Source organism: Candidatus Paceibacterota bacterium (genome assembly GCA_036517255.1).
Classification (GTDB): Bacteria; Patescibacteriota; Minisyncoccia; order Phycocordibacterales; family WO2-35-19; genus DATDXE01.
This window is the reverse complement of record DATDXE010000017.1, coordinates 43,919-67,146: the sequence shown is the minus strand read 5'-3', so window position 1 is coordinate 67,146 and position 23,228 is coordinate 43,919. Positions and strand designations below refer to the sequence as shown.

The 23,228-nt window shown below is 42.5% G+C and carries 21 protein-coding genes; 5 read left to right on the top strand and 16 right to left on the bottom strand.

The window, feature by feature from the left end; genetic code table 11:
- Positions 1 to 10: 10 nt before the first annotated feature.
- The 4 genes from VJH67_03710 to VJH67_03695 are packed head-to-tail and all read right to left on the bottom strand — an operon-like array spanning position 11 to position 5,512.
- Positions 11 to 2,119, bottom strand: a complete 2,109-nt coding sequence (locus tag VJH67_03710) for an AAA family ATPase (GenBank protein ID HEY4516264.1) — start codon at positions 2,117 to 2,119, stop codon at positions 11 to 13.
- Between the two features lie 19 nt (positions 2,120 to 2,138).
- On the bottom strand, positions 2,139 to 3,065 hold the full coding sequence (locus tag VJH67_03705; GenBank protein ID HEY4516263.1) for a methionyl-tRNA formyltransferase: 927 nt from the start codon (positions 3,063 to 3,065) through the stop codon (positions 2,139 to 2,141).
- Positions 3,062 to 3,592: a peptide deformylase gene (gene def / locus VJH67_03700; GenBank protein HEY4516262.1), complete on the bottom strand. Its 531-nt coding sequence runs from the start codon at positions 3,590 to 3,592 to the stop codon at positions 3,062 to 3,064. The genes VJH67_03705 and def overlap by 4 nt, the downstream gene beginning before the upstream one ends.
- Before the next feature lie 18 nt (positions 3,593 to 3,610).
- On the bottom strand, positions 3,611 to 5,512 hold the full coding sequence (locus tag VJH67_03695) for a hypothetical protein (GenBank protein HEY4516261.1): 1,902 nt from the start codon (positions 5,510 to 5,512) through the stop codon (positions 3,611 to 3,613).
- Positions 5,513 to 5,571: 59 nt separating this feature from the next.
- Here VJH67_03695 and VJH67_03690 point away from each other — a divergent pair, with 59 nt between their 5' ends.
- The 3 genes from VJH67_03690 to VJH67_03680 all read left to right on the top strand — a co-directional run bounded on the left by VJH67_03690 (position 5,572) and on the right by VJH67_03680 (position 7,531).
- Positions 5,572 to 6,585 (top strand): rod shape-determining protein, encoded by a 1,014-nt coding sequence (locus tag VJH67_03690; GenBank protein HEY4516260.1) that lies wholly within the window; start codon positions 5,572 to 5,574, stop codon positions 6,583 to 6,585.
- Between the two features lie 52 nt (positions 6,586 to 6,637).
- Positions 6,638 to 7,015, top strand: a complete 378-nt coding sequence (gene msrB / locus VJH67_03685; protein HEY4516259.1) for a peptide-methionine (R)-S-oxide reductase MsrB — start codon at positions 6,638 to 6,640, stop codon at positions 7,013 to 7,015.
- A 75-nt stretch (positions 7,016 to 7,090) separates the two neighbouring features.
- Positions 7,091 to 7,531, top strand: a complete 441-nt coding sequence (locus VJH67_03680) for a hypothetical protein (GenBank protein ID HEY4516258.1) — start codon at positions 7,091 to 7,093, stop codon at positions 7,529 to 7,531.
- Between the two features lie 134 nt (positions 7,532 to 7,665).
- Here the strand turns inward: VJH67_03680 and VJH67_03675 are convergent, their stop codons facing one another.
- Positions 7,666 to 8,526 (bottom strand): M15 family metallopeptidase, encoded by an 861-nt coding sequence (locus VJH67_03675; GenBank protein HEY4516257.1) that lies wholly within the window; start codon positions 8,524 to 8,526, stop codon positions 7,666 to 7,668.
- Here VJH67_03675 and VJH67_03670 point away from each other — a divergent pair.
- Entirely contained in the window at positions 8,511 to 8,837 is a 327-nt protein-coding gene (locus VJH67_03670) for a hypothetical protein (protein ID HEY4516256.1), read from the top strand. The two genes, VJH67_03675 and VJH67_03670, sit on opposite strands and share 16 nt — an antisense overlap.
- A gap of 40 nt (positions 8,838 to 8,877) precedes the next feature.
- Here the strand turns inward: VJH67_03670 and VJH67_03665 are convergent, their stop codons facing one another.
- The 8 genes from VJH67_03665 to VJH67_03630 all read right to left on the bottom strand — a co-directional run bounded on the left by VJH67_03665 (position 8,878) and on the right by VJH67_03630 (position 20,824).
- A complete protein-coding gene (locus VJH67_03665; GenBank protein HEY4516255.1) occupies positions 8,878 to 10,089 on the bottom strand; it encodes a sigma-70 family RNA polymerase sigma factor in 1,212 nt (403 codons plus the stop codon).
- A 32-nt stretch (positions 10,090 to 10,121) separates the two neighbouring features.
- A complete protein-coding gene (gene dnaG / locus VJH67_03660; protein ID HEY4516254.1) occupies positions 10,122 to 11,828 on the bottom strand; it encodes a DNA primase in 1,707 nt (568 codons plus the stop codon).
- Positions 11,829 to 11,866: 38 nt separating this feature from the next.
- The gene (locus VJH67_03655; protein HEY4516253.1) at positions 11,867 to 12,298 is read right to left on the bottom strand and encodes a hypothetical protein; all 432 of its coding nucleotides are present in this window, start codon (positions 12,296 to 12,298) and stop codon (positions 11,867 to 11,869) included.
- A gap of 1 nt (position 12,299) precedes the next feature.
- Positions 12,300 to 12,674 (bottom strand): four helix bundle protein, encoded by a 375-nt coding sequence (locus VJH67_03650; GenBank protein HEY4516252.1) that lies wholly within the window; start codon positions 12,672 to 12,674, stop codon positions 12,300 to 12,302.
- 62 nt (positions 12,675 to 12,736) lie between these two features.
- Positions 12,737 to 16,396 carry a DNA-directed RNA polymerase subunit beta' gene (rpoC, locus tag VJH67_03645; GenBank protein ID HEY4516251.1) on the bottom strand — a complete coding sequence of 1,220 codons (3,660 nt, stop codon included), beginning with the start codon at positions 16,394 to 16,396 and terminating at the stop codon, positions 12,737 to 12,739.
- 9 nt (positions 16,397 to 16,405) lie between these two features.
- Entirely contained in the window at positions 16,406 to 19,576 is a 3,171-nt protein-coding gene (locus VJH67_03640; GenBank protein ID HEY4516250.1) for a DNA-directed RNA polymerase subunit beta, read from the bottom strand.
- Between the two features lie 368 nt (positions 19,577 to 19,944).
- The gene (locus VJH67_03635; protein ID HEY4516249.1) at positions 19,945 to 20,172 is read right to left on the bottom strand and encodes a hypothetical protein; all 228 of its coding nucleotides are present in this window, start codon (positions 20,170 to 20,172) and stop codon (positions 19,945 to 19,947) included.
- Positions 20,173 to 20,275: 103 nt separating this feature from the next.
- Positions 20,276 to 20,824 (bottom strand): hypothetical protein, encoded by a 549-nt coding sequence (locus VJH67_03630; protein HEY4516248.1) that lies wholly within the window; start codon positions 20,822 to 20,824, stop codon positions 20,276 to 20,278.
- A gap of 118 nt (positions 20,825 to 20,942) precedes the next feature.
- Between VJH67_03630 and VJH67_03625 the strand changes: the two genes are divergently transcribed.
- A complete protein-coding gene (locus VJH67_03625) occupies positions 20,943 to 21,509 on the top strand; it encodes a phosphoglycerate mutase family protein (protein ID HEY4516247.1) in 567 nt (188 codons plus the stop codon).
- 59 nt (positions 21,510 to 21,568) lie between these two features.
- On the opposite strand, the gene trmD is transcribed toward VJH67_03625, so the two are convergent.
- Genes trmD through rpsP form a run of 3 tightly spaced genes read right to left on the bottom strand, consistent with a single transcriptional unit; the run spans position 21,569 to position 23,001 of the window.
- Positions 21,569 to 22,210: a tRNA (guanosine(37)-N1)-methyltransferase TrmD gene (trmD, locus tag VJH67_03620; GenBank protein HEY4516246.1), complete on the bottom strand. Its 642-nt coding sequence runs from the start codon at positions 22,208 to 22,210 to the stop codon at positions 21,569 to 21,571.
- A 7-nt stretch (positions 22,211 to 22,217) separates the two neighbouring features.
- Positions 22,218 to 22,544 (bottom strand): KH domain-containing protein, encoded by a 327-nt coding sequence (locus VJH67_03615; protein HEY4516245.1) that lies wholly within the window; start codon positions 22,542 to 22,544, stop codon positions 22,218 to 22,220.
- A gap of 40 nt (positions 22,545 to 22,584) precedes the next feature.
- Positions 22,585 to 23,001 (bottom strand): 30S ribosomal protein S16, encoded by a 417-nt coding sequence (rpsP, locus tag VJH67_03610; GenBank protein ID HEY4516244.1) that lies wholly within the window; start codon positions 22,999 to 23,001, stop codon positions 22,585 to 22,587.
- Positions 23,002 to 23,228: the final 227 nt, after the last annotated feature.

Here is a 23,228-nt window from a genome sequence, read left to right as displayed (position 1 = left end):
AGACTATCATTTACTTCGCCACCGCGACAGCTTCAGCAAATTCGATGGAGAGAAGTTTGGAGATGCCAGAGCTGCCCATAGTGACGCCGTAAATGACACCAGCACGGGACATAGTTTCGCGGTTGTGAGTGATGAGGATGAGCTGAGAATACTTAGAAAGAGCAGCTATCATATCACCGTATTTTCTAGAATTTGCTTCGTCCAGTGCAGCATCGGTTTCGTCTAAAATAATAAATGGAGGTGGATTGACCTGGGACATGGCAAAAAGCAAAGCAATAGAAGTAAGAGCCCTTTCCCCTCCCGAGAGCATATTGAGACCTCGTATACGCTTCTTGGGTAGCGAAACATCTATCTCTATCCCCACTTCGCTCTTCTCTTCGATCGAGTTTCTCGGGGCAAAGCCTTCTTCCAAATCTCCCTCAACTTGGCTTTTTTCTTGGACAAGTTCAAGACGAGCGGTTCCCCCGCCAAACATTAATTCAAAGAAGTTTTGAAAAGCTGAGTTTATTTTGCTTATACCTTGATTAAATTCTGTATTAAGCCTATCTTGCAATTCGGCTATCATCGTTTTCAAAGAATCAGATGATTTATAAAGATCAGCAAGTTCCCGTTCCAAAAAAGCATCTCTCTCAGTTGCTTCTCTAAATTCTTTTACTGTATCCTCACCTCCAGAGGCCCCGAGCTCTTCCAATCGTATTTTCATCCTCTCTACTTCCCTCCTCCTTTCTTCTTGAACTTTTCGTTCTTCACCTAATATTTGTTCTCGACTAATATCAAGATTATTAAATCCAGTAACAGCAACACCTAAAAGCACACTAGCCTCCTCTACTTCACGCAAGAAATCCCCCTCAATGGCGCGTAATCTCTCTTCTTTATTATGAAGAGATTCAATTTGGGATTTGATAACATCAGCCTGAGAAGAAAGTTGTAAAACTTCTCTTTCCAAACTTTCTAGATTTCTGATGTTTGATTCTTTTTCTTGGATTTGTCGTTCTATTTCTTCCTTCCTCCTTTTTAAATCTAGTACCGATTCCTCGGCCTCTTTCAAGAGAGACTCTCCGTTTATGACCCTTTTACTATCAAGAAACCCCCTTATTATCTTTTTTATCTCTACTATCTCATTCACTATCTCAATTTCTTGAAACAATTTTTCAATTTCTTTTATAGAAATGGTAATATTTTCTCTCTCATTTATTTCTCGTCTTGTTTTATCAATCAATTTTTGACTGGCTGCTATCTCACCTTCCAACCTGCCTGCCTCTCGAGAGAGAGTGTCCTTCTCCTGTCTCTCTTTTTTTATATTAGCTTCTATCTCAAATATTTTATGATTTTCAGTATTTTTTTTCAGACTCTCCTGCCTTTCAAATAAAGGTTTTTTCTCAAGAGCTAAGTTTGCTTTTTCATACTCGATAAAAACACTTTCCCTTTTTAAATATTCCCTGTATATCTGCGTAAGTCCATCCTTTACTTCCAATGCTTTATCGATTTTTTCCATTTGCTTCTTCAGAAATCGTAGATGGGGAGCTATTTCCCTACGGAGAGACTCCACTTGAGAAATATTTTCAAAAGTTTTTTCAAGTTTGCGTTCACTCTCGACTCTTTTATACTGATAAACTTTTAGTCCCAGAGCATCCTCTATCATGGATCTTCTCTCCTTGATACTAGATGTCAAAATCCTGTCCGCCTCTCCCTGAGAAATAATATGATGGCCAGAAGCGCCAACATGGGCTCCCGCCAAAAGCTCTAAAACATCTTTCAGACGAACTTGAGTACCGTTTATAGAATACTCATTAACACCATCGCGGTTAACTACTCTTTCGATACTCACTTCATCAAAATCTAAATTAAAAATCTTTTTTTTATTATCGAAAATCGCTTTGACTAGAGCTCTGTTAGCCCGCGGCTGTTCCTCACTACCATTCCAAATCAAATCTTCACCTTTTTTGCCTCTCATGCTTTTTATAGACTGTTCCCCCAGCACAAACCGAAAGGCTTCGGCCACATTACTCTTACCACTTCCATTAGGACCGACAATCGCTGTTACAGCCGACTTGAAATCAAGACTACTTTTCTTAGCAAAGCTCTTAAAACCTGATATTTCTAAAGACTTGAGATACATTTTTTATATTTCTTTAATTTTACATGTTTCCTCTCAAAAAGTCCTCGTAGGGCATTTCTTTTTTGCCTTCAGGAATAACACGGATAATTTCCAGTTTATTATCTTCAACCCTAGCATCTGTGACGATTATTCTTTTACCATTTTTTATAAAATAAGTGCGAGGCCAAACTGCAAACGCTTTGATTTTTAAAAGATTCTTACGAGCATCTCCCTCCAAATCCAAAAGCCCATCTTCTTTTCTGATTTTATGACAGTAAGTGGCGTCAGCATTATTTTGAGGTTTAGGTTCAATTTTTTCGTTCAAATAATCTTCTATAATTTCTACAAATAAATCAACACTTCCTTTGGCCATCAAAAGTTCTAATTCCTCGATATCTAATACCTCACTTCTATTAAAAACCCCCTCCGGCTCTTCGGCCACCCGCCCGACTGAAACAGTCGTTTCGGGCGGGCCTCCTTCCTTAGCAGGTGGAGGAATACCAAATACAATTTTACGTTGTGATAATATCGGCCCGGTATCTATCCCTTCGTCAATCAGCATAATAGAAGTGCCCATTCCCTCGCTACTCTCGGGACCTCCGGCATCATTTAGAATCTGAGAAATCATAGGCGAAGCTCCGCGATATTTGGGGAGGAGAGAAGGATGGATGTTGAGAGTTTTAAATTTTGGGATATCAAAAATCTCTTTTTTCAAAATCTTGCCATAAGCTGCTACCAAAAAGAAATCCGCATTTTCGGCTTTCAATTTTTCTTTATTAATTTCTGTAATGACTGGGATATTTTTTTCTTGTGCCCAAGTTTTCACCACATTCGCAGTCAAAATCAATTTCCTACCTTTGGGTTTGTCTGGAACAGTGACGATAAGACTCGGCAAAACACTAGATTTTTCTAGCTCTTCGAGAACATAAACAGAAAACTGGCTTGATCCAAAAAATACAAATTTCATTTCAGTGGTTTTTCTACTTCGGGAGGAATTTCTTGCAGATCCTTTGCTTTGTCGATAAAAAGAACTCCATCGAGATGGTCACACTCGTGCTGAAATATTTGAGCGACCAACCCCGAACCTCCGGAAACAAACTTCTTACCGCATTCATCATATGCCTCTATAGTAGCTTTCTCGGCTCTCATTACTTTACCGTACAAATACCGGACCGAGAGACAACCCTCATCTTGTTCTATTTTTTTTCGTGATAACTTGGTAATTTTAGGATTAACAAAAACAGCGTCTCCAAAGGGCTTGTCAACTTGGGGCTTAGTACCGACAAGATCAAATACCCTTTTAGACATAACAAAAATTCTTAGGTTCTTGCCTATTTGAGGAGCGGCGATAGCCACCCCATCCTCCTGGCTCTCGAGAGCTTCTTTCATCGAAGCTATAATTTTTTGAATCTTCTTAGAAGGAATATCACCTACCAACACTTCCTCTGATTTTTTCCTTAAAATAGGGTTCTCCTTCTGGATAATTTCGTCCATGCTTAAAATCTAACATTTCTACAATAAATTGTCAGGGTCGACTTTGATCTCAAACTGAGGAGGCAAAGAGAGGAGCCTAGAGCTTAAATCAGGATCGGGATAATCCGTTTTTGGAACTTTTAACACACAGTTTAAGGCAGCTTGACTATCGCGCCTCTCGGAACGAGAGTCAAAAATAGTCGGCTGCCATTTCCTGAAATATTCTTCTAAGAAATGAGCTTCCTTTTCAACCGTAATTTTAGTACCACGCACCGTAATCTTTATAAATACTGAAAATGGAGGGTACTGTAAAATTTCCCTATCATCAATTTCCATTTTATAAAAATCAAGAACATTACCACTCAAAGCAAGCTCTAGAGTATTCCTCTCAGCCTTGCGCACCTGTACGATAGAGGCTTCCCGGGCTAGATTCCTCACTCTGGCCACAATATGAAATATTTTTTCTCTGATCCTAAAATCGGGGACAGAAAAAAGCGAATCAATCGAAGCTACAGCCGTAAAATCGACCTGGCCTTGACGCAAATAGTGAAGAGCCATCTCGGTCCCTATTAAAATCGTTCCCGGGGTTTTATAAAATTTATCAGCAATCTGCGAAGCTCTGGATTGGGTAGCGACATCCCGACTAATTTGTAAAATATTTACTTCAGGAAAAGATGTCTCTATCTCATCAATAATATTTTCTATACCGACCCCTAGAGGCTGGAGCCTCCACGAAGCACAGTTTTTACAAATTTCTTTTGCACTCCTTTCGCTACTACACTGATGACAACGAAAAACATTGACACTGGCGCGCTTGTACAGAACCATAGGAGAAGCGCAATTGTGACAAACGACGTTTTCCCCGCAATCGCTACACACCGTGATCGGAGAAAGACCTTTGCGCGTAGCGTAAATAAATATATTTTTCTTTTCGTCCTTAGCAGCACTGACCATAGCCATAAGTTCGGGCGAAGTAGTCCTAAACTTCTTCTGTTTCTCCACATCCTTCCCTACCATACTAATGAGAGCTGACTCTGCCAAAGAAGAAAACCTGAATTTCACTGATTCGAAGGCAAAAATTTCCTCCTGTTTGTATCGATGCAGAGTTTCCACTCGTAGGATGTCGGCGCCCAAAATAAACCTCACTCCTTTTTCTCTGGCGAAAAATTCGGCAAATTTCCTCATATCGAGATACGGCCTGCCCAGAGTTTTCCAGCCAGAACTATTTTCACTATCTAAAATTACGGTGCCGAGATCCTCCCTTTTAAGAAAGAGCCACTGGGGAGTCACGACCACGAGAACCGGATGCTTCACTTTGGAAACTGCTTTCGACCTTTTCAGTATTTCGGGAAAAGCGAGATCGGAATGAAAAGAAAAAGTGTAATCGGCTATACCCTTCTGCAACTCTTCTTCGGCCACATAAACATCTTCAATCGTAGGGAGTACAAAAAATACTGAGTGACCTCGAGCAAACTCTTCGCGGATAGCGGCCCGATAATGGCCGAAACGTTCCTCATCCTCACTTTGGATGCAGAGTACTTCTGTTTTTAATTTAATACTTGTACTTTTTACTTTATCCTTTTTTGCCTTCTGTGATAATTTTGAAATATTATCAAGTACCGAAACAGGAGAAAGAGCGGCGATGGTCGAACCTAAAGAATAAGCAAAAAAATTAGCTGTTTTTTTGGCAGCCGCGATCCATTCATCTTCAAAAAAATACTTAGCCGATATACTAGAAATTTTCCGCAAAGAAAAAGAGGATGATTTTAATTCGGCCTTTGCCTTGGCGGCAGGGGTGCAAGCAGTGACGATGCCAGAAACCGTTTTACCTCTTAAAGGTATTTTGACGATACTCCCTTCTTCCATCGAAACGGACGAGAAGTAAGAAAGGCCATCCTTGCCAAAGCCTTTTTTTATTGGGATAACTTCGATAATCCACATTTGCTTCAAGTCTATACGTACTTTCGACTTTCGACAATTTTGTGTAGTATTGCTTGCACATGGGCATATTCAATAAAAGGCTCGGCATCGACTTGGGTACGGCAAATACCCTCGTTTTCCTTCCTGGAAAAGGTATCGTCCTAAACGAGCCGTCAGTTGTCGCAGTATCGGAGCAGGACAATAAAATACTAGCTGTGGGAGCTGAGGCCAAGACCATGATTGGGCGTACTCCCGACAATGTCATCGCCTACAGGCCGATGAAGGATGGGGTCATCGCTGATTACCGAGTAACAGAAGCCATGCTCCGATATTATATAAACAAAGCTCTAGGTAAATGGACCTTTATAAAACCTGATGTCCTTATTTCAGTTCCCGCAGGAGTAACATCGACTGAACGCAGAGCGGTGATCGAAGCAGCCATAAAAGCTGGAGCCAAAAATGCCTATGTTGTAAAAGAGCCGATTCTAGCGGCGATCGGCGCCGGTATCCCCATCCACGAAGCACGAGGTCACATGATAGTCGACATCGGAGGAGGCACAACTGACGTAGCTGTCATTTCCATGGGAGGCATTGTCGCAGCCAACTCTGTAAAATGTGCTGGGAACAAAATCGATCAGGCTATCGCCGATTACATAAAGAAAAATTTTAACCTATCTATCGGGGACAAAACGGCTGAGGATGTAAAGATAAAAATTGGTTCGGCTATCCCATTGGAAGAAGATTTAGTGATGGATGTAAAAGGTCGGGACTTGATATCAGGCTTACCCAGAACAGTAGAAATAAAAACAAATGAGATAGTAAGAGCGATCGGCAAAGAACTGCGCGATATTATCAAAGCGATTAAAGATGTCCTGCAAGAAACTCCTCCAGAACTTTCTGCCGATATTATCGACTACGGCATCATCATGACCGGCGGTTCCTCCCAACTTCGCAACTTCCCCGAACTCGTCCTACGCCGCATCGGGGTCAAAGCGGCTCTAGCTAAAGACGCCCTTTACTGCGTAGCCCTCGGCACCGGCATCGCTCTGGAACATTTAGATGTATATAAAAAGAGTGTCATAAGTAAGAGATAAATCAAAATCAAATACATCCGGGGATGGGGTATAATTTTGCTAAAATATAAATATGGACGAAGAAGAATTGAGGAAAAAATTGACGGAGGAGCAATATAAGGTGTTGAGGGAGAAAGGGACGGAAGCGCCGTTTACTGGTGAATTGCTGCATGAGAAAAGAAGCGGTATGTATAAGTGTGTAGTATGTGGTAATAAACTTTTTGCTTCGGATACTAAATTTGATTCAGGTACCGGCTGGCCTTCTTTTGATGAAGCTCTCTCTGGTTCAGTTAATCTGATTCACGATGAATCACACGGCATGAGCAGAACCGAAGTAGTTTGTAGTAAGTGCAACTCGCACCTGGGCCATATATTTGAAGACGGCCCAACCCCCACAGGCAAACGTTTTTGCATGAATTCGGTCTGTTTAGATTTTGACGAAAGGAAATAAACGTATTGCAATGTAGATTATAATTTGCTATTCTAGAGGCAGAAAGTTGCCCGACTCTTCGGGAAGGAGAAGGTTATGCTATTAACACACGCTCATATAGCGGCTCTCCCCCTACTCAAGGATAAGGCCGTGACAAAAATCGCTATAGTCCAGTTCCGGTGGGCAATAAGAGAACACCGGGACAAAAAAGGTAAAGAGAGATGCTGGTCGAACGACCCACCTCTATACCGAACCATTCTCGGGATTGAACCTGAAAAGGTCCCGCCCACCAGAGCCGCCAGCCTGATCGAGCGCTACATGCGAGAACGTAGCGCATTAAGTAACCCCAAAAGCCCCCAGGTAATGCCTCATGATCCAGACAGAGATTTGGAGGGGCTGGGATACTTAGACCTCTGCGAGAAATTCTGGGATATTCTTGTCGCAGTAGTAAAACACTACGACAAGGGTGACTGGGGAAGAACGGCAGAGACCGATCGGCAACTGTACAAGGTGCTCCCCGAAGGAATCGAGGCATAACAGTGGCTCGGTTCCCAAGAGGAATACTTCCAATACAGAGTAGTTGAGCTCGGACTCAAGAAGTTTATCGAGTCCAAAACAAGCTAGAGCGCGCGGCCATCCGCGCGCTCATCGTTTTTATACATACCGCAAGATTAATCAAATATTTTTACTAAATAAGCGTCGATTTTGCGCTGATCGACATCGTAGAAGTTTTGTTTTTCTTCGTAAAGCATCATAGCCAAACTTTTACCAACGAACCTCCAATGCCACGGCTCAAACTGATAGTAAGAATTATTTTCCGGATACGAAAGTATAAAACCATATTTATAAGCGTTATCTAAAAGCCATTTATAGCCAAGAGTATCAGCAAACTGGTTAAAATTTCCTCCTAATTTCACTGTAGTAAAATCAACAGTTGTGCCAAGTTGATGCTCAGAGTATCCCTGATCGGCAGAAAAGGTATTGGCTCCAGTGCCATACGTAAATTGATAATTTCCCTTCAATGCTACCTGCTCATCATATGAGCGATAAGCAGAGACGATTCGTATAGGAGTGTTGGCCACTTCAGCCTCCCGCATCATGTTTTCTAAATAAGATAATATTTTTGAGTGGATTTTATACGATCTATTTTCTTCATTCACATATATAGGGGTAATCGTAGCAAGCGACTGTGGTACATAATGTTCGTTCAAGAAATATACTTTGGAATACTTCTGCAAAAGCTCTTTATCGGTTTTCGAAAGTTTGTCCAACACTCCTACAGTACCCGCAATTTCTTTTATTTGATTTTCAAAATATGAATTTTTTTGCTGTTCTGAATAAAGAGCATCATTAAGAACAACACCTTCTGATGTTTTAGTTAGGAGAGCAGCAGTAGTGCTCGCAAGTTCGACTTTAGTCATCTTCAAATTCTCTGCAGTTTTATAAAATTTAAAACCACCCCAACCAACCAAAGCTAATAACATTATCGCCGCCACGATCAGGAGAATTTGATTTTTTGAAGCCTCTTTCACCTAAAGATTATAGCACGTCGCTCTTGCTTGCAAAATACTGTAGATATGATATAATAGTAGTCAGGAGGCAGCACACAATGCGGCTAAAGATCAGATTTGGGTGGAGCACCCACAAGGAACAGATCGAGAGCGCCTTGGTCAGGACTCTCAGGGTAATAACGATAGTGACCCACGACCCCGAGACGATAGAGGTAAGCTTGGCCCCAGGTCAAGAAGCCGACTTTCTGAAACTAGCCCGAAGAAACTTCTGGACGGGCATCAGCGGCAGAAACCTCAGGTTCGACGATGTATTGGAGGTCGTCGAGCAGTAACACAGCGGGCGGACCCTCAAGGCCCGCCCGCTATCACTTTTTATAAATAATTCTGAAGACGGTTTGCCTTTTCATGCTGACGCATTTTTTCCAGAGCTTTGGCTTCGATTTGACGGATACGTTCACGAGTAACCCCAAACTCTTTACCCACATCTTCCAAAGTATGATAGATGCCATCGGCTAAGCCGTTCCTCATTTCTATAATTCTCCTCTCTTTTTCCGGAAGCTCGGCTAGAATTTCCATCAGTTGGTCACGAATAATGCGACGATTGGATTCCTGATCAGGAGAAAGTATTTTATCATCAGCCATGAAGTCTCCTAAAGTCGACTTGTCTTCCTCATCCCCTACTGGAGTCTCAAGGGATACAGTGGCTTGATCGATTTTTTCGATCATATAGACCTTCTCCGGTTCGATATTCATTTCCAGCGCAATTTCCTCAGCTAGTGGATCGCGACCCAAATCTTGAGAAAGCCTCCTCACTACCTGCTTATATTTAGCAATAGTTTCAACCATATGCACCGGCACACGGATAGTGCGTGATTGATCGGCAAGAGCACGAGTAATAGCCTGTCGAATCCACCAAGTAGCATAGGTGGAAAATTTATAACCCTTGGTCCAATCGAATTTATCAACCGCTTTGAAAAGCCCCAGGTTCCCTTCCTGGATAAGATCGAGGAGAGTAAGGTCGGCAGAACGGCCAATATATTTTTTGGCGATAGAAACTACTAGTCGCAGGTTGGCACGAGCTAAAAGATTTTTAGCCTCGAGATCGCCAAGAGCAATTCTTTTAGCCAGCTCTTTTTCCATAGCTCCAGTAATGAGTTGGTGTTGACCAATTTCTTTCAAATACATCTGTATAGAATCATAAGTACCATCTTCTTTTACATAATCGAGAGTTTTGTTTGAGGCCGATTCATCCAAAAGACCGCCTCCTTCGAGCACATCGATACCTGAACCTGAAAGTTTTTCATACAATCCTTCCAGAAAAATGACATCATTCTCGACAGTTGGAAATTCTTTTAATATTTCATCGTAGGTAATGAAGCCTCTATCCTTACCTTTGGCTATGAGGCGAAGAGCACCGGCATCCATAGCTGACTTCTTTGCCTTTTGAGCTGGAGCTTCTTTTTTAAGCTTCTTTGATTTTACCTCTTTCTTTATGGCTTTTTTTGCAGGCTTCTTCACCACCTTTTTCAAGCGAGCTGTTTTTAGTTTTTTATATTTTTTAGTTTTAGCTATTTTTTTTGACATCTGGTTTTTCGAAGAATGAATTAATTTTTAATTTAAATATTAGAAAGTCTTTTTGAAACAGAGAGCGCCTCCTCTTTTAATTTATCCCTTTCCGAATCACTCTCGACATTATCAAGCTCTCTACCCAATCCAGAAAGACGTCGTAGTAGAATGCTTTTTTCTATCCTTGTAAGTAACTCCTGAGCAACTTCGCTTATATCAAACCCATCGAAACGAGCCTCAGTTTCAAAGATGAGAGTATCCTTGTCGAATCTTGAATTTTCGACAAGCTCCCGAAAAAATTCTTCTCCCAACATTTCCTTAAACCGTTCTCTGATTTCTTCCTGATTTTTTTCTGGAAGAAGAGAACCAACGATAATACCAGCAAGCATTTCTTCCGGAGTAAGGACAAACGGCTCAACCGAAGTTTCTTTATTTTGCTCTCTCTCATTATTTGAGAGTAAGGCCTTACTAGAAAATTTTTTTAAATCTCCCAAAATACTACTCTCTGGCAAGCCAGTCTTGCGAGCAGAAAGAGTTACAAATTCAGAGCGGGCCATCTCGCTTTGAATCAAAGATAGAAGTGGTATTACGGACTTATTGAACTCACGTGGGAGTTCACCAATTTTTTTATTTTTCCGTACCGCTTCGTCGATTACGAATTCTACCAGATTAACGGATGATTTCAAGAGCTCTTTCCACTTATCTCCCGATTTCAAGATAACATCGCCCGGATCTTCCCCGTCAGGCAGAGAAGCAATTTTTACTTCCATACCAAGAGAAAGAGCAAGCTCGCCACTCCTTTTGGCGGCACTCCGACCAGCGGGATCGCTGTCGTAGGCGATAATACAACGGTTCGACAATTTCTGAATCCGCTTCAAATGGGATTCCGTGAGGGCAGTGCCCGAACTGGCGACAGTATTACGCACTCCAGCCTGATGTGAGAGAACTAAGTCTACCTGGCCCTCGACTAATACAGTATAGTCGAGCCGACGTATTTCGCTTTTAGCTTCGTGTAAACCATAAAGCACATCAGATTTTTTGAAAACTAAAGTTTCGGGAGTATTGACATATTTAGGAGAATTGCCGAGATCATTATAGATGCGCCCGGAGAAAGCGATCACCTCCCCACTCGGATCAAAGATGGGAAACATGATTCGGCCTCGAAATACATCGTATGTTTTGCTTCCATCTTCAGTTTTTTTGATCAATCCTGCCTCTAATAATTCTTTTTCTTTAAATCCCATTTCTCCTAGACCAGTGAGCGCTGTTCTCCACCCTTCTGGAGCCCATCCGATTCGCCATTTCTTTATAGTTTCTTTTTTAATCCCCCTGGCCTCTAAATAACGCATTATTTCTGTGGACACACGATTTCCACTGGCCAAAAGATTTTCATACAAAGTAGTAGCTGCATCAAGAACTTCGATTATTTTTTCTTTTCTATTCTTCTCTTCACCATGAGCGTGGTTGTCATAATTTTTGAGTTCTACTCCAGCTTTTTCCGCGAGGAGCTTCAGAGTTTCCCTAAAATCAAGACCTTCAAACTTTTGGACAAATTCGAACATATCACCCTTAGCCTGACAACCAAAACAGTAGAAGGACTGCCTTTCGGGAGAGACGATAAAAGAGGGTGTCTTTTCATTGTGGAAAGGGCAACGAGCTTTATAGTTTCTACCAGCCTTATCTAGTTTTATATACGACCCAAGAACCTCGACCACATCGAGCCGATCTTTTATTTGTTCTACGGGGGAGGAAGTCATAAGGAAAGATTTAAAAATGGAAAAATGGAAAGATTAAATTAGTTCATGTCCACAATCAATACCTTCGGTCTAATTCCCAAAGCTCTTGCTACCATAAGACGTGTATTGCCACTAACTAAATGCAACACATCTCCTATCTTTACAACAATAGGAGCATCGAGAACTACCCCAGATTCAATTTTTGACTTCAATAATTCTGAATTACGTGGATTTTCCAGCCGACCGGCGAGGGTATTTTTCGCTACAGAATCCCAATCACCAACAGAAATAACAAACGAGTCTGTATTTTCTAGCCTTGACCAATCATTCTCAGATAGTTCTACAAGTTCTGTATGTTTGGATCTCTCTAAAAAATCATTGGCGAAGGACTTTCCTAAATTCAATTCTCTAGCCACTCTCTCGATTTCTCCAATCTCTTTTTCGACAGAAGGATATATGAATGGGGTATTTGTTTTTCCAACTGCTTCCATTTTATTTTTTTATATTAGCAATCAAGAATTTTCTGAAGTTTGAAAGCTGGGTGGAAATATTTTCGACCTTCAAACAAAGATTCTCAAATTCACTTTCGTTTATATACTGATTATCTTTCAAAATATAGAGAATCGAGCGAACTTCGCCAGCAGAACCCTTAGCAATATTAAGGAAGTTAGCAAACTCTTTATTTGATCCTCTCTCAAAGCCTTCAGCAATATTGAGCATTATAGAGTATGAGGCTCTTTTTAGTTGATCCACTAGAGAATAGTCTTTGCTAAGCTTTTGATGGGTTCTGAAAAGATTGTATATGTCATTTACAAAGTTTCTCGATTCATCCCACACTTTTATCTCCTCGAATCTTTTGTAAACCATAATCTTTTAATTTCCCCCTCCCCAAATCTTTCCATCTTTCCTTTTTTCCATCTTTCAATTAATTATCTTCTATCCAACTTCTCCTGCAATTCTTGTATCATCTTGAACTTGCGGCTACCTGGGAAACCGGTACCAGCAGGGATGACACGGCCGATGATGACATTTTCCTTGAGGCCGGTAAGGTTGTCCACGGCTCCACGAAGTGAGTTGGTGATAAGAGACCTGGTGGTGCGCTCAAAGGAAGCGGATGAGAGGAAACTAGTCCTAGTCAAAGAAACCTCTGATATCCCAAGCAAGACAGCCTCCGTCTTGGCTTCTTCTTTATTCTGCTCCTTCATGACATTATTTACTTTTTCCACTTCAGAAAGAGGAATAACATCACTTGAAGAGAAGGTGGTATCGCCTGGGCTCTTGATTTTACGACGGCTAAACATTTGCCTTATGATAACTTCTATATGTTTCCTAGAAACTGGCTCTCCCTGAAGCTCATAAATTTTGGTAATTTCATCGATGATGTAATTCTGGGTAGCTTCCTTACCGGCATACTTGAACAATTCATCAAGATCAATGGAACCATCAGTCATAACATCACCTTTCTTTATTTCATCCCCTTGCTTCACCAAGATAACGCGGTTGAAGTTTACGGCATATTCAAGATTTGATTTAGCTTTACTTTTTTCTGCCCCTGAAGAAGCCAGTATTATGGTTCTGTCTTTACCGTCACTCTTTATCTCGGACACGATACCATCGATATGTGAGACTAGGGCAGGATTTTTAGGAGTACGATTTTCGAAAATTTCCTCAACACGAGGCAAACCTTGAGTAATGTCGCCTCCGACAGATGCGGTACCTCCAGCATGGAAGGTCCTCATCGTCAGCTGAGTACCAGGCTCGCCGATCGCCTGAGCAGCCACAGTACCGATAGCTTCACCAATATCTATAACCTCATCGCGACCGAGATCAGAGCCGTAGCAATAGATACAAACGCCACTTAAAGTTTTGCAAGTAAGAGGAGAACGGACGGTAACACTCTCTACTCCCGCGTCTTCTATCGCCTTCGCATCTTCCTTAGTTAAATAATGATTCCTTTCAAACAGAGTTTTACCCTCTTTATCGAGAACATCATGTGAAAGGTAGCGGCCCTTGACCAGTTTAGAGAGAGATACTTCCATACCTGCAGAGGTTTCTCGACTAATTATAATACCCTCTTTGGTTTTACAGTCCTCTTCCAAAACAATAGCATCCTGGGCTACATCGAAAAGTCTCCTCGTGAGATAACCGGCTTTAGCGGTATTGAGAGCCGTGTCCGTCATACCCTTACGAGCACCGTGAGTAGTGATGAAGTATTCAAGCGGAGTCAGGCCTTCTTTGTAAGAAGAAGTGATAGGAAAATCGATAGTTTCTCCAGCAGTGTTCACGATAAGTCCTTTCATACCAATCATCTGAGTAAGCTGTCCGAAGGAACCTCTGGCTCCAGAATTGACTAGATCGTAAACAGAGCCTGTTTTATCAAGCGAATCCTGCACTTTCTTCTCAATATCGTCTTTAGCGGCTGTCCAAATTTCAATATTTTTTATTTTCTTCTCTTCTTCCGAAACCAAACCTTGATCGTACTGATTAGAAACTTCCTCCACTTTCTTCAAAGCCCCTTCAATAACAGCGTGCTTTTCCTCCGGCACATTGATGTCGTACATGGCCCAAGTAGTACCAGAAACAGTAGCGTAACGAAAACCAAATTCTTTTATTTTATCCATGATGGCCGGTACAGATCCTATGCCATAAATTTTAGTAAGATCGTCGACAAGCTGAACTAATTTCTTCTTAGTTACTTCATAGTTGACAAAAGGATAATCTGGAGGCAATACGAAGTTGAAGAGGATTTTACCAATGGTAGTTTCGAAAATCTTACCTCCGAATTGTGCGTACTTCAGAGAATCGTTGCCTAGAACTTTAATCTTAGCGCGTAAACTAACAGCACTGAAGTTGTAAGCAATGATGGCACTGTTTGGATCCTCAAAAATCATGTTCTCCCCTTTTTCTCCCGATACGTCTTTTGTCATCCAATAACAACCCAGAATAATATCGAGGGGTTTGTTCGAAATAGTAGGATCGCCGCTTCCCGGCTTCAAGATGTTTTTATTGGCGGCCATGATTTCCTTGGCTTCCATCTGTGCCTCTTCAGAAAGAGGAACATGGACTGACATAGTGTCGCCATCGAAATCGGCATTAAAAGCATTACAAGTAAGAGGGTGCACCTGAATAGCACTTCCCTCAACCAGAATCGGCTGGAAAGCTTGGATGCCCAATCGGTGAAGAGTAGGAGCTCGGTTCAAGAGTACATATTTACCCTTGATTACCTCTTCAAGAATAGCCCAAACCTCAGGCAGAGCTTCATCGATAAGTCGCCCGGCTCCACGTACGTTGTAAGCCAGCTCCTTCTTGATAAGTTCGGAAATAATAAAAGGTCTGAAGAGTTCGAGAGCCATATACTTCGGCAAACCACACTGATGTAATTTGAGGTCGGGACCAACGACGATAACCGAACGACCAGAATAATCGACGCGTTTACCCAAAAGGTTCAGACGGAAAAGGCCTTTTTTACCTTTGAGGTTATCAGAGAGCGATTTCAAAGCTCTAGCTTTTGTCTGGATACCTGCAGTAGCTCCACTTTGAGAACCATGACGGATGGAGTTGTCGAGCAGAGCGTCCACAGCTTCTTGCAAAATTCTTTTTTCATTACGCAAAATAACATCTGGAGCATGGATCTCCTTCAATTTTTTCAATCGGTTGTTGCGATTGATTACTCTCCTATATAAGTCATTAACATCGCTTGTAGCATACCTGCCACCATCAAGAGGCACCATCGGGCGAAGAGCCGGAGGAATAACTGGAATACGGGTAAGGAACATCCATTCTGGACGCACTCCTGATTTGATCATGGCCTGAATAGTGGAAAGCCGCTTGGCAATTTTGGCTGATTCCATAGCTCCAGCTTTTTCGTATTCTTCGAGTAACTTCTTCTCCAATTTAACCATATCTATTTTCTTGAAAATATCGAAAATGGCTTCAGCACCTATTTGAGCTTCGAAAAGAGTACCGTACTTCACTGAATATTTGTGATATTCGACTTCGTCCAAGACTTTACCTTCAACCAAGCTTTCGATTTCCTTCTTGGTAGCGAGAAGCCTTTCTTTCAAAGATTCCTTAGCTTTTTCCTCATTTAGTTGTTTTGATTTGGATTTGTATTCTGAATCGAGATCGCGCAAGATACCAGCTTTTTCTTCAGCAGAAACACGAGTGATGATATAACCAGCAAAATAAACCACCTTCTCTATGTCTTGTGCAGGAATGCCGAGAATAAGAGAAATCCTCGATGGCATCGATTTGAGAAACCAAACATGAGAGACGGGAGCAGCAAGCTCGATGTGGCCCATCCTTTCACGGCGCACAATCGAGCGAGTGATTTCAACACCACATTTTTCACAGACAATGCCTTTGTAGCGGATGCCGCGATATTTTCCACAGTAACATTCAAAATCCTTGTCCGGACCGAATATTTTCTCGTCGAAAAGACCACTGCGCTCGCTCCTTTGGGTGCGATAGTTGATGGTTTCAGGCTTGGTGACCTCACCGAACGACCACTCCTTGATACGCTCCGGCGAAGCGAGAGCTATTTTCATAGCTTCGAAATTATTTGCCTCTTGTGATTGATTTGGTCTCATAAATTTTAATTAATTTTGAATTTCCTTTATCATGTCGACGTCGAGAGCCAGGCCACGAAGATTGTTTATCAGCACATTGAAGGAAGCTGGGATATTGGACTCACTTATCCTCTCTCCCTTGACGATGGAATCGAAAGCGGCGCTCCTACCTACGATATCGTCGGACTTAATAGTGAGCATTTCTCGCAGGACATAAGCAGCACCATGACCCAAGAGTGCCCAGACCTCCATTTCTCCAAACCTCTGGCCTCCGCCCTGAGCCTTACCACCAAGAGGCTGTTGGGTAATAAGAGAGTAAGGCCCGATGGAACGCATGTGAATTTTGTCCTCCACCATGTGGTCAAGCTTCAAGACATACATATAACCGACAGCTGTTTCCTTCTCAAAAGCCATGCCCGTCCTACCATCATAGAGTTGGATTTTTCCTGTTTCGCTGAATCCCGCCTTCTGTAATTCTTCCTTTACTTCAGCATGAGTAGCTCCAGAAAAAGGAGGTACGACAGCTTGATATTTCAAAGTGTTCGCGGCTAACCCGAGATGAAGTTCTAAAATTTGACCCAAGTTCATACGGCTAGGCACACCGAGAGGAGTAAGGATGACATCCATCGGAGTACCATCAGCCATGTATGGCATATCCTCGACTGGTAATATTTTGGAAATGACTCCCTTGTTACCATGTCGACCTGCAAGTTTATCGCCGACTGAAACATTTCTTATTTGAGCAATTTCAATATGTATTCTTTTCAAAATACCAGAGTCTAGCTTATCACCCTGTTCTCGAGAAAATACCTGCACCCTGATTACCCTACCCTTTTTACCTCCTTCCATCCTCTTGGAAGTATCCTTCACATCACGAGCTTTTTCTCCGAAGAGCGATCGGAGCAAGCGTTCTTCCGGAGTAAGTTGAGTTTCACCTTTTGGAGTAATCTTACCGACAAGAATATCACCTGGCCTGACCTCAGCGCCGACACGGATAATACCGTCCTCCGCCAAGTTACGAAGTTTGGTTTCGCCCACATTTGGAATATCACAAGTGGTAACTTCAGGACCAAGCTTAGTATCACGCACACTGACTACAAATTCGTCGATGTGCATCGAAGTAAATTTATTTTCTTTGATCAGACGCTCGGAAAGAATGATTGCATCCTCATAGTTGGCGCCACTCCAAGAAAGGAAAGCTACCAGCACGTTTTGACCGATAGCCATTTCCCCATTCTGACTAGTCAAAGTATCCGCTAGGACATCGCCCTTTTTTACTTTGTCACCCAAATCAACCGAAGGTCTCTGGTGGAAACAGGTAGCGGAATTCGTTTTGGAAAAGTTTATCAGTTTGTATTCATGAGTTTCGCCCTTGCCATCCTTCACCTTGATGCTTCTTCCATCGACAGCGGTAACAGTACCTTCAGTTTTGGAAAGAATGAGCCTTCCTGTATCCCTCATGGCAGGGGCCTCCATACCGGTAGCCACAAGCGGTGCTTCAGGAGTAACGCAGGTAACAGCTTGCTTTTGCATGTTGGAACCCATGAGTGACCTGTTCGCATCATCATTTTCCAAGAATGGAATCATGGATGTAGCAACGGAAAAAGCTTGGTTAGTAGCTACATCTATATAGTCAACCTTGCTCTTAGGACAGAGGGTCGGCTTACCTGCATGTCGTATCTCCACAGTCTCTGGAATAATGTTACCTTCTTCGTCACATGGAGTAGCGGCATGAGCGATATTGAATTTTTCATCTTCCAATGCGTTGAGGTAAACCACATCACTTGAAACTTTACCATTTTTTACTTTGGCATAAGGAGTTTCGATAATGCCAAATTCGTTGATACGAGCATAAGCGGCAAGGTGAAGTACTAGGCCGATGTTTGGACCTTCAGGAGTGTGGATGGGACAAAGCCTACCGTAGTGCGAAGGATGTACATCGCGCACTTCGAATCCAGCGCGAGAACGATTGAGGCCTCCAGGGCCGAGAGCCGAGAGAGTACGTAAATGTTCGATTTCAGCCAGGGAATTTTCCTGACTCATAAATTGTGAGAGCTGGTTGGTAGCAAAAAATTCTTTGATACGAGCCTGCAACGGCTTAGGCGAAATAAATTGTACTGGAAGAGTGACGTCAGTTTCGATAGTCGACATCCTATTTTGAATATTACGCTTGATTTGAGCCATACCAAAACGGATTTTCTGCTGGAAAAGTTCACCGACATAACGCACTCTCCTAGAAGAAAGGTGATCGATATCGTCAGGCGTAGAACCTGGAGTAATATTGAGAGTGACGATGTGATTTATGATAGTAGCGAGATCGTCGAGAGAAAGAGTTTTCCTATCCGCTTCCTTCCCTCCGAGAGTTTTACCGAACCTAGAATTGAAACGGAAACGACCAACTTTTGACAGGTCATATCGCTCCACCCCGAATAGGCCTTTGACAAATTCACGAGCATTCTCTGCTGTCGCCAAATCGCCATCACGTAACCTCCTATGTATCTCTATAAAAGAATCATCCACTGTTTTGGCATGATCCTTGGCCAAAGTTTTCTCTATATATTCTTTAGCTGCAGGATTATTTTTAAATAAATCAAAAATATCAGTATCAGTTTCAGCACCAAAAGCTCTTAGAAGTACAGTGGCTGGGAACTTCCTTTTTCTATCGATACGGACAAACAAACTTTTATCTACCTCAGTTTCGATTTCGATCCAAGCTCCTCTACCTGGAATAATTTTTGCCCCGAAAAGATTGAGGCCCTTCATGACTACACTGGTAAACATCGCTCCGGAAGATCGAGTAAGTTGAGGCACAATCACTCTCTCCACTCCTCCTATAATAAAAGTGCCGTGGTCGGTAATAATAGGAAAATCGGCCATAAATATTTCCTGGTCCTTCACGGTGCTCATCAGTTTGTTGGTGAGGCGGACGGTTACTTTGAGAGGGGCTTCGTAGGAAAGCTTCTTATCCTTAGCATAATATTCATCATAGCGAGGCTTCTCCAACTCAAAATCGGTGAAATCGAGTTGGAATTTTTTACCAGAGAAATCTTGGATGGAAGAAAATTCATTGAAAACCTCCTTCAGGCCTTCTTTCACCAACCAATCGAAAGAATCGACTTGATCCTTGACCAGATTAGGTATCGGCGCGAGAGGCTTCTTGTAGCGACTGAAATATTTCTTAGGTAGTGCTGTTTTTTGCATGTGAATTTAAAATTTTTTTAGATTTACTAAATCCCCTCAAAATCCGAAGCTCCAAAACGCACAAAAACCCGCTATTCCTTCCTTTTAGAAGGAACACAACGGAAAAAATTTAGTATTTTATTTTATGCGTAATAGAAATCAAGTGACAAATGATAGTACAAATAATAGTACAAGGCAGTGACCCTTTATCCCTCGTAATAAAAGCTGCCTATTGGTTCCTCCGTAACTCAATCGAACAATAGTAAATACTATTATAGTCAAGTCGAATTACTTGTCAAGCTGTCAAGCTATCTTGTGGATAGTAACGTTTTCAACGAGAAAGCTCCCCAGTGCACATAACTTCATGCACGAGGGAGCTCGATTGGACTTCATACTGCTGAGGCCTCCTGGACCTGGACACCGTCAGCAAAAAGGGTTTCCGTTGCATTAGAACACCCCAGTAACTTACGACAGGTTGATACAGGGCAGCGATGTTCTGTCGCCCGATATTCAGGTAGAAGTTCAGAGAGAGGCACAGATGCCACTTCTGAAAGATGGCCTTTCCAACCACAACGTGGACAGACAACAATCTTGTCAGCCGCTTCAGATATCAACATAGAACCTCCCGCGATGAATATACACTATACAGATACAAACGAAAAGACTCCTCCGCGCGCATAACATTTTGCACGTGAGGAGCCTTGGGTCGAGATCAACAAACTAGAAGAATTTGCGAGCAGAAGCGACGACGATCGCTACGCAGATAACGCCGCAGCAGATGGGATAGAACCGTTCTTTGATTGACCAGTCCTTCCCACCCTTTACCGAGAGAATGTTCACCCCGAGAAAACCGAGGTATATCTCAAACGGCATTGCCGTGGGGTCAGCTATGGCATCTTTCAGCTGGGGCACACCAGCTAAGGCGGTGCCGATACTCGACAAGATGGTCGCGAGTGTAGAACCCGACATTTTCCATCCGACTACACAGGCGACGACCATAAAGCAGATCAGCGTCTCAAACCATGTCCAAGCGAAGATGTGTTTATTGATCATGCAGACCAGAGTAAACACAGAGCCCGCAACGTAAGCAGTGGGAAGATGCCAATTCCCTCCCTTCCTGAACATAGAAGCGGCCGCGATCCCGTCGAGAGTTCCCCAGAGGATCCATGTAGCGAGGTTCTGCGTTACCTCGCCATTCAGTATCTGCAACGCGAGTGGCAGATACAAAAACAGAGCAACGGCAGTACTCACTTTCTGGTAGACGTTCATCGTCCAACCCCTTTCTGCTATAAATTATAGCATATGTAAAAATAATTTGCAAGTTGTGGGAATAAAAGAAAAATTAGATAGTTAGAAAGGACTCGGGTCCAGAAAGAAGGCGATCTTTATGGCGGTGTACGCGGTGCGACATCCGGAAGATGTAGACAACGCGAAGAAAATCCTAAACGGGCGCAGAGAAACAGAAATAAGCTCGGCCGGATACGGGCAACTTCAACGATTAGTGATGCTTGTGAGCGGCCAGGAGTACAACATCAAGATGATCCTGACCTCGCCGCTAAAACGAGCATCGCTTATGGCATTTGCCTGCCAGATACATCTCGGTGTTCCGATGTTCGGAATGCCTATCCTTATCGAGAGAAACTGTGGGGTGTGCACGGGGGTCAAGTACAGTGAACTCTCGAAACATGCCACGAAGTACCGCAATGTCGGTGACCATGTGTACATCGAAGAGGCCGAGGGGTACGAGAACGACGAGATGCTCTGCGAAAGAGCTTCCGAAGCGCACAAAAGGGTGCTGGAAATTACCAAGGACGTCCAAGAGAATGAAGACGTGCTAATCGTCTCCCACGGAGCATTCCTCCGAGCAATGAGGTTGGTGATCGAGGGAAAAACACATCACGACTTCGCAAGCGCGAAAACCCCCAAGAACTGCGAAATTTTTCGCCTCTTCTGACGGTGCGACCATACCATACGGGCTGGCAGAGATGCCAGCCCAAGCCTTTGATATAAAATTTATTTATTTTTTGACTTCTTCCAATCCTCTATATTTTTTTGATGTCCAGATAGAAGAATCTTAGGCACTTTGTATTTTTTCTTTTGATACTCAAAAACTTCAGGGCGAGTGTAGACATCGCTACTCGCAACCCTATTTTCTTCTACTGACTCTATTTTCCCAAGCACTCCAGGAATACGACGCGAAATGGTGTCGAGGATAATCATAGCTGGCAACTCCCCTCCCGTAACCACAAAAGGCCCCACTGAAATTTGTTCTGCCTTAAAAATTTTACGAACTCTAGCATCGATACCCTCGTATCTACCGCAAATAATTATTATATCTGTAAATTTTTTTGAAACCTTCTCAGCATAAGCATTATCAAACTGCTTACCTGATGGAGAAGTCCAAATAATTTTCAAAGTCCTGGTATTTTTTATCGCTGCTTCAATAGCTTTGATTACAGGTAAGGCTTCGATGACCATACCTGGGCCTCCTGCGTAAGGCTTACGATCGATTCTTCTGTGTTTATCTTTTGTATAATCCCTCGGATTGTAAAATTTTATTTTTATTTTTTCATCACGCAAAGCTCGTCCAATAATGGACGAATTTATATAAGACTTAAAAGAGTCTGGAAAAAGTGTAACGATGTGGAAAGTCATGCAGTGATTACTCCATCTTCAAATCATTTATCACGTCATCCACTGACTGCATATTGGCACTCCTTTCACTGCGCTCTGGTCTGCGGCCACCTTCTGGTTCATTTATTTTCAAATTGACCCGAGCATTATTTTTCATACCGACCACTCTCAAAAGAGTGCGCATAGCTTTAGCGGTATTGCCATCACGACCGATTATTTTACCCATATCCAGAGGGTTGACATCAAGCGACATGAGGACACCCATCTCATCCACCGTCCTTGTTATCCTCACATCCTGAGGATTGTCAACCAGAGCTTTCACCACAAACTCTAGAAATTGTGCATCTTGTTCCATTTCCGTATATTTAAATTTTAATAGCCTTTTGGCTTCAACTTTATTGTACTACTTCTTCTGTAACATTTTCAACCAGAGCTGTTTCTGGAGGAACGACTTCTTCTGTCGCGACTGGAGCTTCAACTACAGCCTCTAGGACTGGAGCTTCCACTACTGGAGTAACTTCTTCTGCTTTAGGGGGCACAGGCTTTCTAGAAAGAACGTTTCTTTTCTCACCCTTTATCAGGCTTCTTTTTAACAAAAGATTGTGAACTGTGTCAGACGGCTGTGCTCCCTTGGAAATCCAGTGTAAAACTTTCTCATTATTAAATTCTGCTTTTTCAGATCGGCGGGCATCGTAAGAGCCTAGTATTTCTAGAAATTTGCCGCTTTTAGTGGAATTTTTGGAATCGGTCAAAACGAGCCTAAACAACGGCTCGTGTTTTCTGCCCACTCTTTGAAGTCGTATCGATAGCATTGCGAGAAATACATTAACAAATATATGAAAAAAGTGCAAACAAAAAGCCCCCGTGGACCCCAATCCTGCTGAGAGACTGAGGTCCAAATGAGGGCACAACAACCATCACCCTATAGTGACGGCAACTTGACTGCGACGGTACATAGGGCACCGTCCGAGATGTCTGCATTATACACCCTCCAAATATCATGTCACGTCTAATTGTAGATATGGAAAAAACGTGTTAC

What these genes read in the sequence shown, in the direction of transcription:
- VJH67_03690 (HEY4516260.1), top strand. Translation starts at nt 5,572, where the DNA reads ATGGGCATATTCAATAAAAGGCTCGGCATCGACTTGGGTACGGCAAAT.
- rpsP (HEY4516244.1), bottom strand. Translation starts at nt 23,001, where the DNA reads ATGCTATCGATACGACTTCAAAGAGTGGGCAGAAAACACGAGCCGTTG.
- VJH67_03665 (HEY4516255.1), bottom strand. Translation starts at nt 10,089, where the DNA reads ATGTCAAAAAAAATAGCTAAAACTAAAAAATATAAAAAACTAAAAACA.
- rpoC (HEY4516251.1), bottom strand. Translation starts at nt 16,396, where the DNA reads ATGAGACCAAATCAATCACAAGAGGCAAATAATTTCGAAGCTATGAAA.
- msrB (HEY4516259.1), top strand. Translation starts at nt 6,638, where the DNA reads ATGGACGAAGAAGAATTGAGGAAAAAATTGACGGAGGAGCAATATAAG.
- VJH67_03625 (HEY4516247.1), top strand. Translation starts at nt 20,943, where the DNA reads ATGGCGGTGTACGCGGTGCGACATCCGGAAGATGTAGACAACGCGAAG.
- VJH67_03680 (HEY4516258.1), top strand. Translation starts at nt 7,091, where the DNA reads ATGCTATTAACACACGCTCATATAGCGGCTCTCCCCCTACTCAAGGAT.
- VJH67_03650 (HEY4516252.1), bottom strand. Translation starts at nt 12,674, where the DNA reads ATGGTTTACAAAAGATTCGAGGAGATAAAAGTGTGGGATGAATCGAGA.
- VJH67_03705 (HEY4516263.1), bottom strand. Translation starts at nt 3,065, where the DNA reads ATGAAATTTGTATTTTTTGGATCAAGCCAGTTTTCTGTTTATGTTCTC.
- VJH67_03630 (HEY4516248.1), bottom strand. Translation starts at nt 20,824, where the DNA reads ATGAACGTCTACCAGAAAGTGAGTACTGCCGTTGCTCTGTTTTTGTAT.
- def (HEY4516262.1), bottom strand. Translation starts at nt 3,592, where the DNA reads ATGGACGAAATTATCCAGAAGGAGAACCCTATTTTAAGGAAAAAATCA.
- VJH67_03655 (HEY4516253.1), bottom strand. Translation starts at nt 12,298, where the DNA reads ATGGAAGCAGTTGGAAAAACAAATACCCCATTCATATATCCTTCTGTC.
- VJH67_03635 (HEY4516249.1), bottom strand. Translation starts at nt 20,172, where the DNA reads ATGTTGATATCTGAAGCGGCTGACAAGATTGTTGTCTGTCCACGTTGT.
- VJH67_03640 (HEY4516250.1), bottom strand. Translation starts at nt 19,576, where the DNA reads ATGCAAAAAACAGCACTACCTAAGAAATATTTCAGTCGCTACAAGAAG.
- VJH67_03710 (HEY4516264.1), bottom strand. Translation starts at nt 2,119, where the DNA reads ATGTATCTCAAGTCTTTAGAAATATCAGGTTTTAAGAGCTTTGCTAAG.
- VJH67_03695 (HEY4516261.1), bottom strand. Translation starts at nt 5,512, where the DNA reads ATGTGGATTATCGAAGTTATCCCAATAAAAAAAGGCTTTGGCAAGGAT.
- VJH67_03615 (HEY4516245.1), bottom strand. Translation starts at nt 22,544, where the DNA reads ATGGAACAAGATGCACAATTTCTAGAGTTTGTGGTGAAAGCTCTGGTT.
- dnaG (HEY4516254.1), bottom strand. Translation starts at nt 11,828, where the DNA reads ATGACTTCCTCCCCCGTAGAACAAATAAAAGATCGGCTCGATGTGGTC.
- trmD (HEY4516246.1), bottom strand. Translation starts at nt 22,210, where the DNA reads ATGACTTTCCACATCGTTACACTTTTTCCAGACTCTTTTAAGTCTTAT.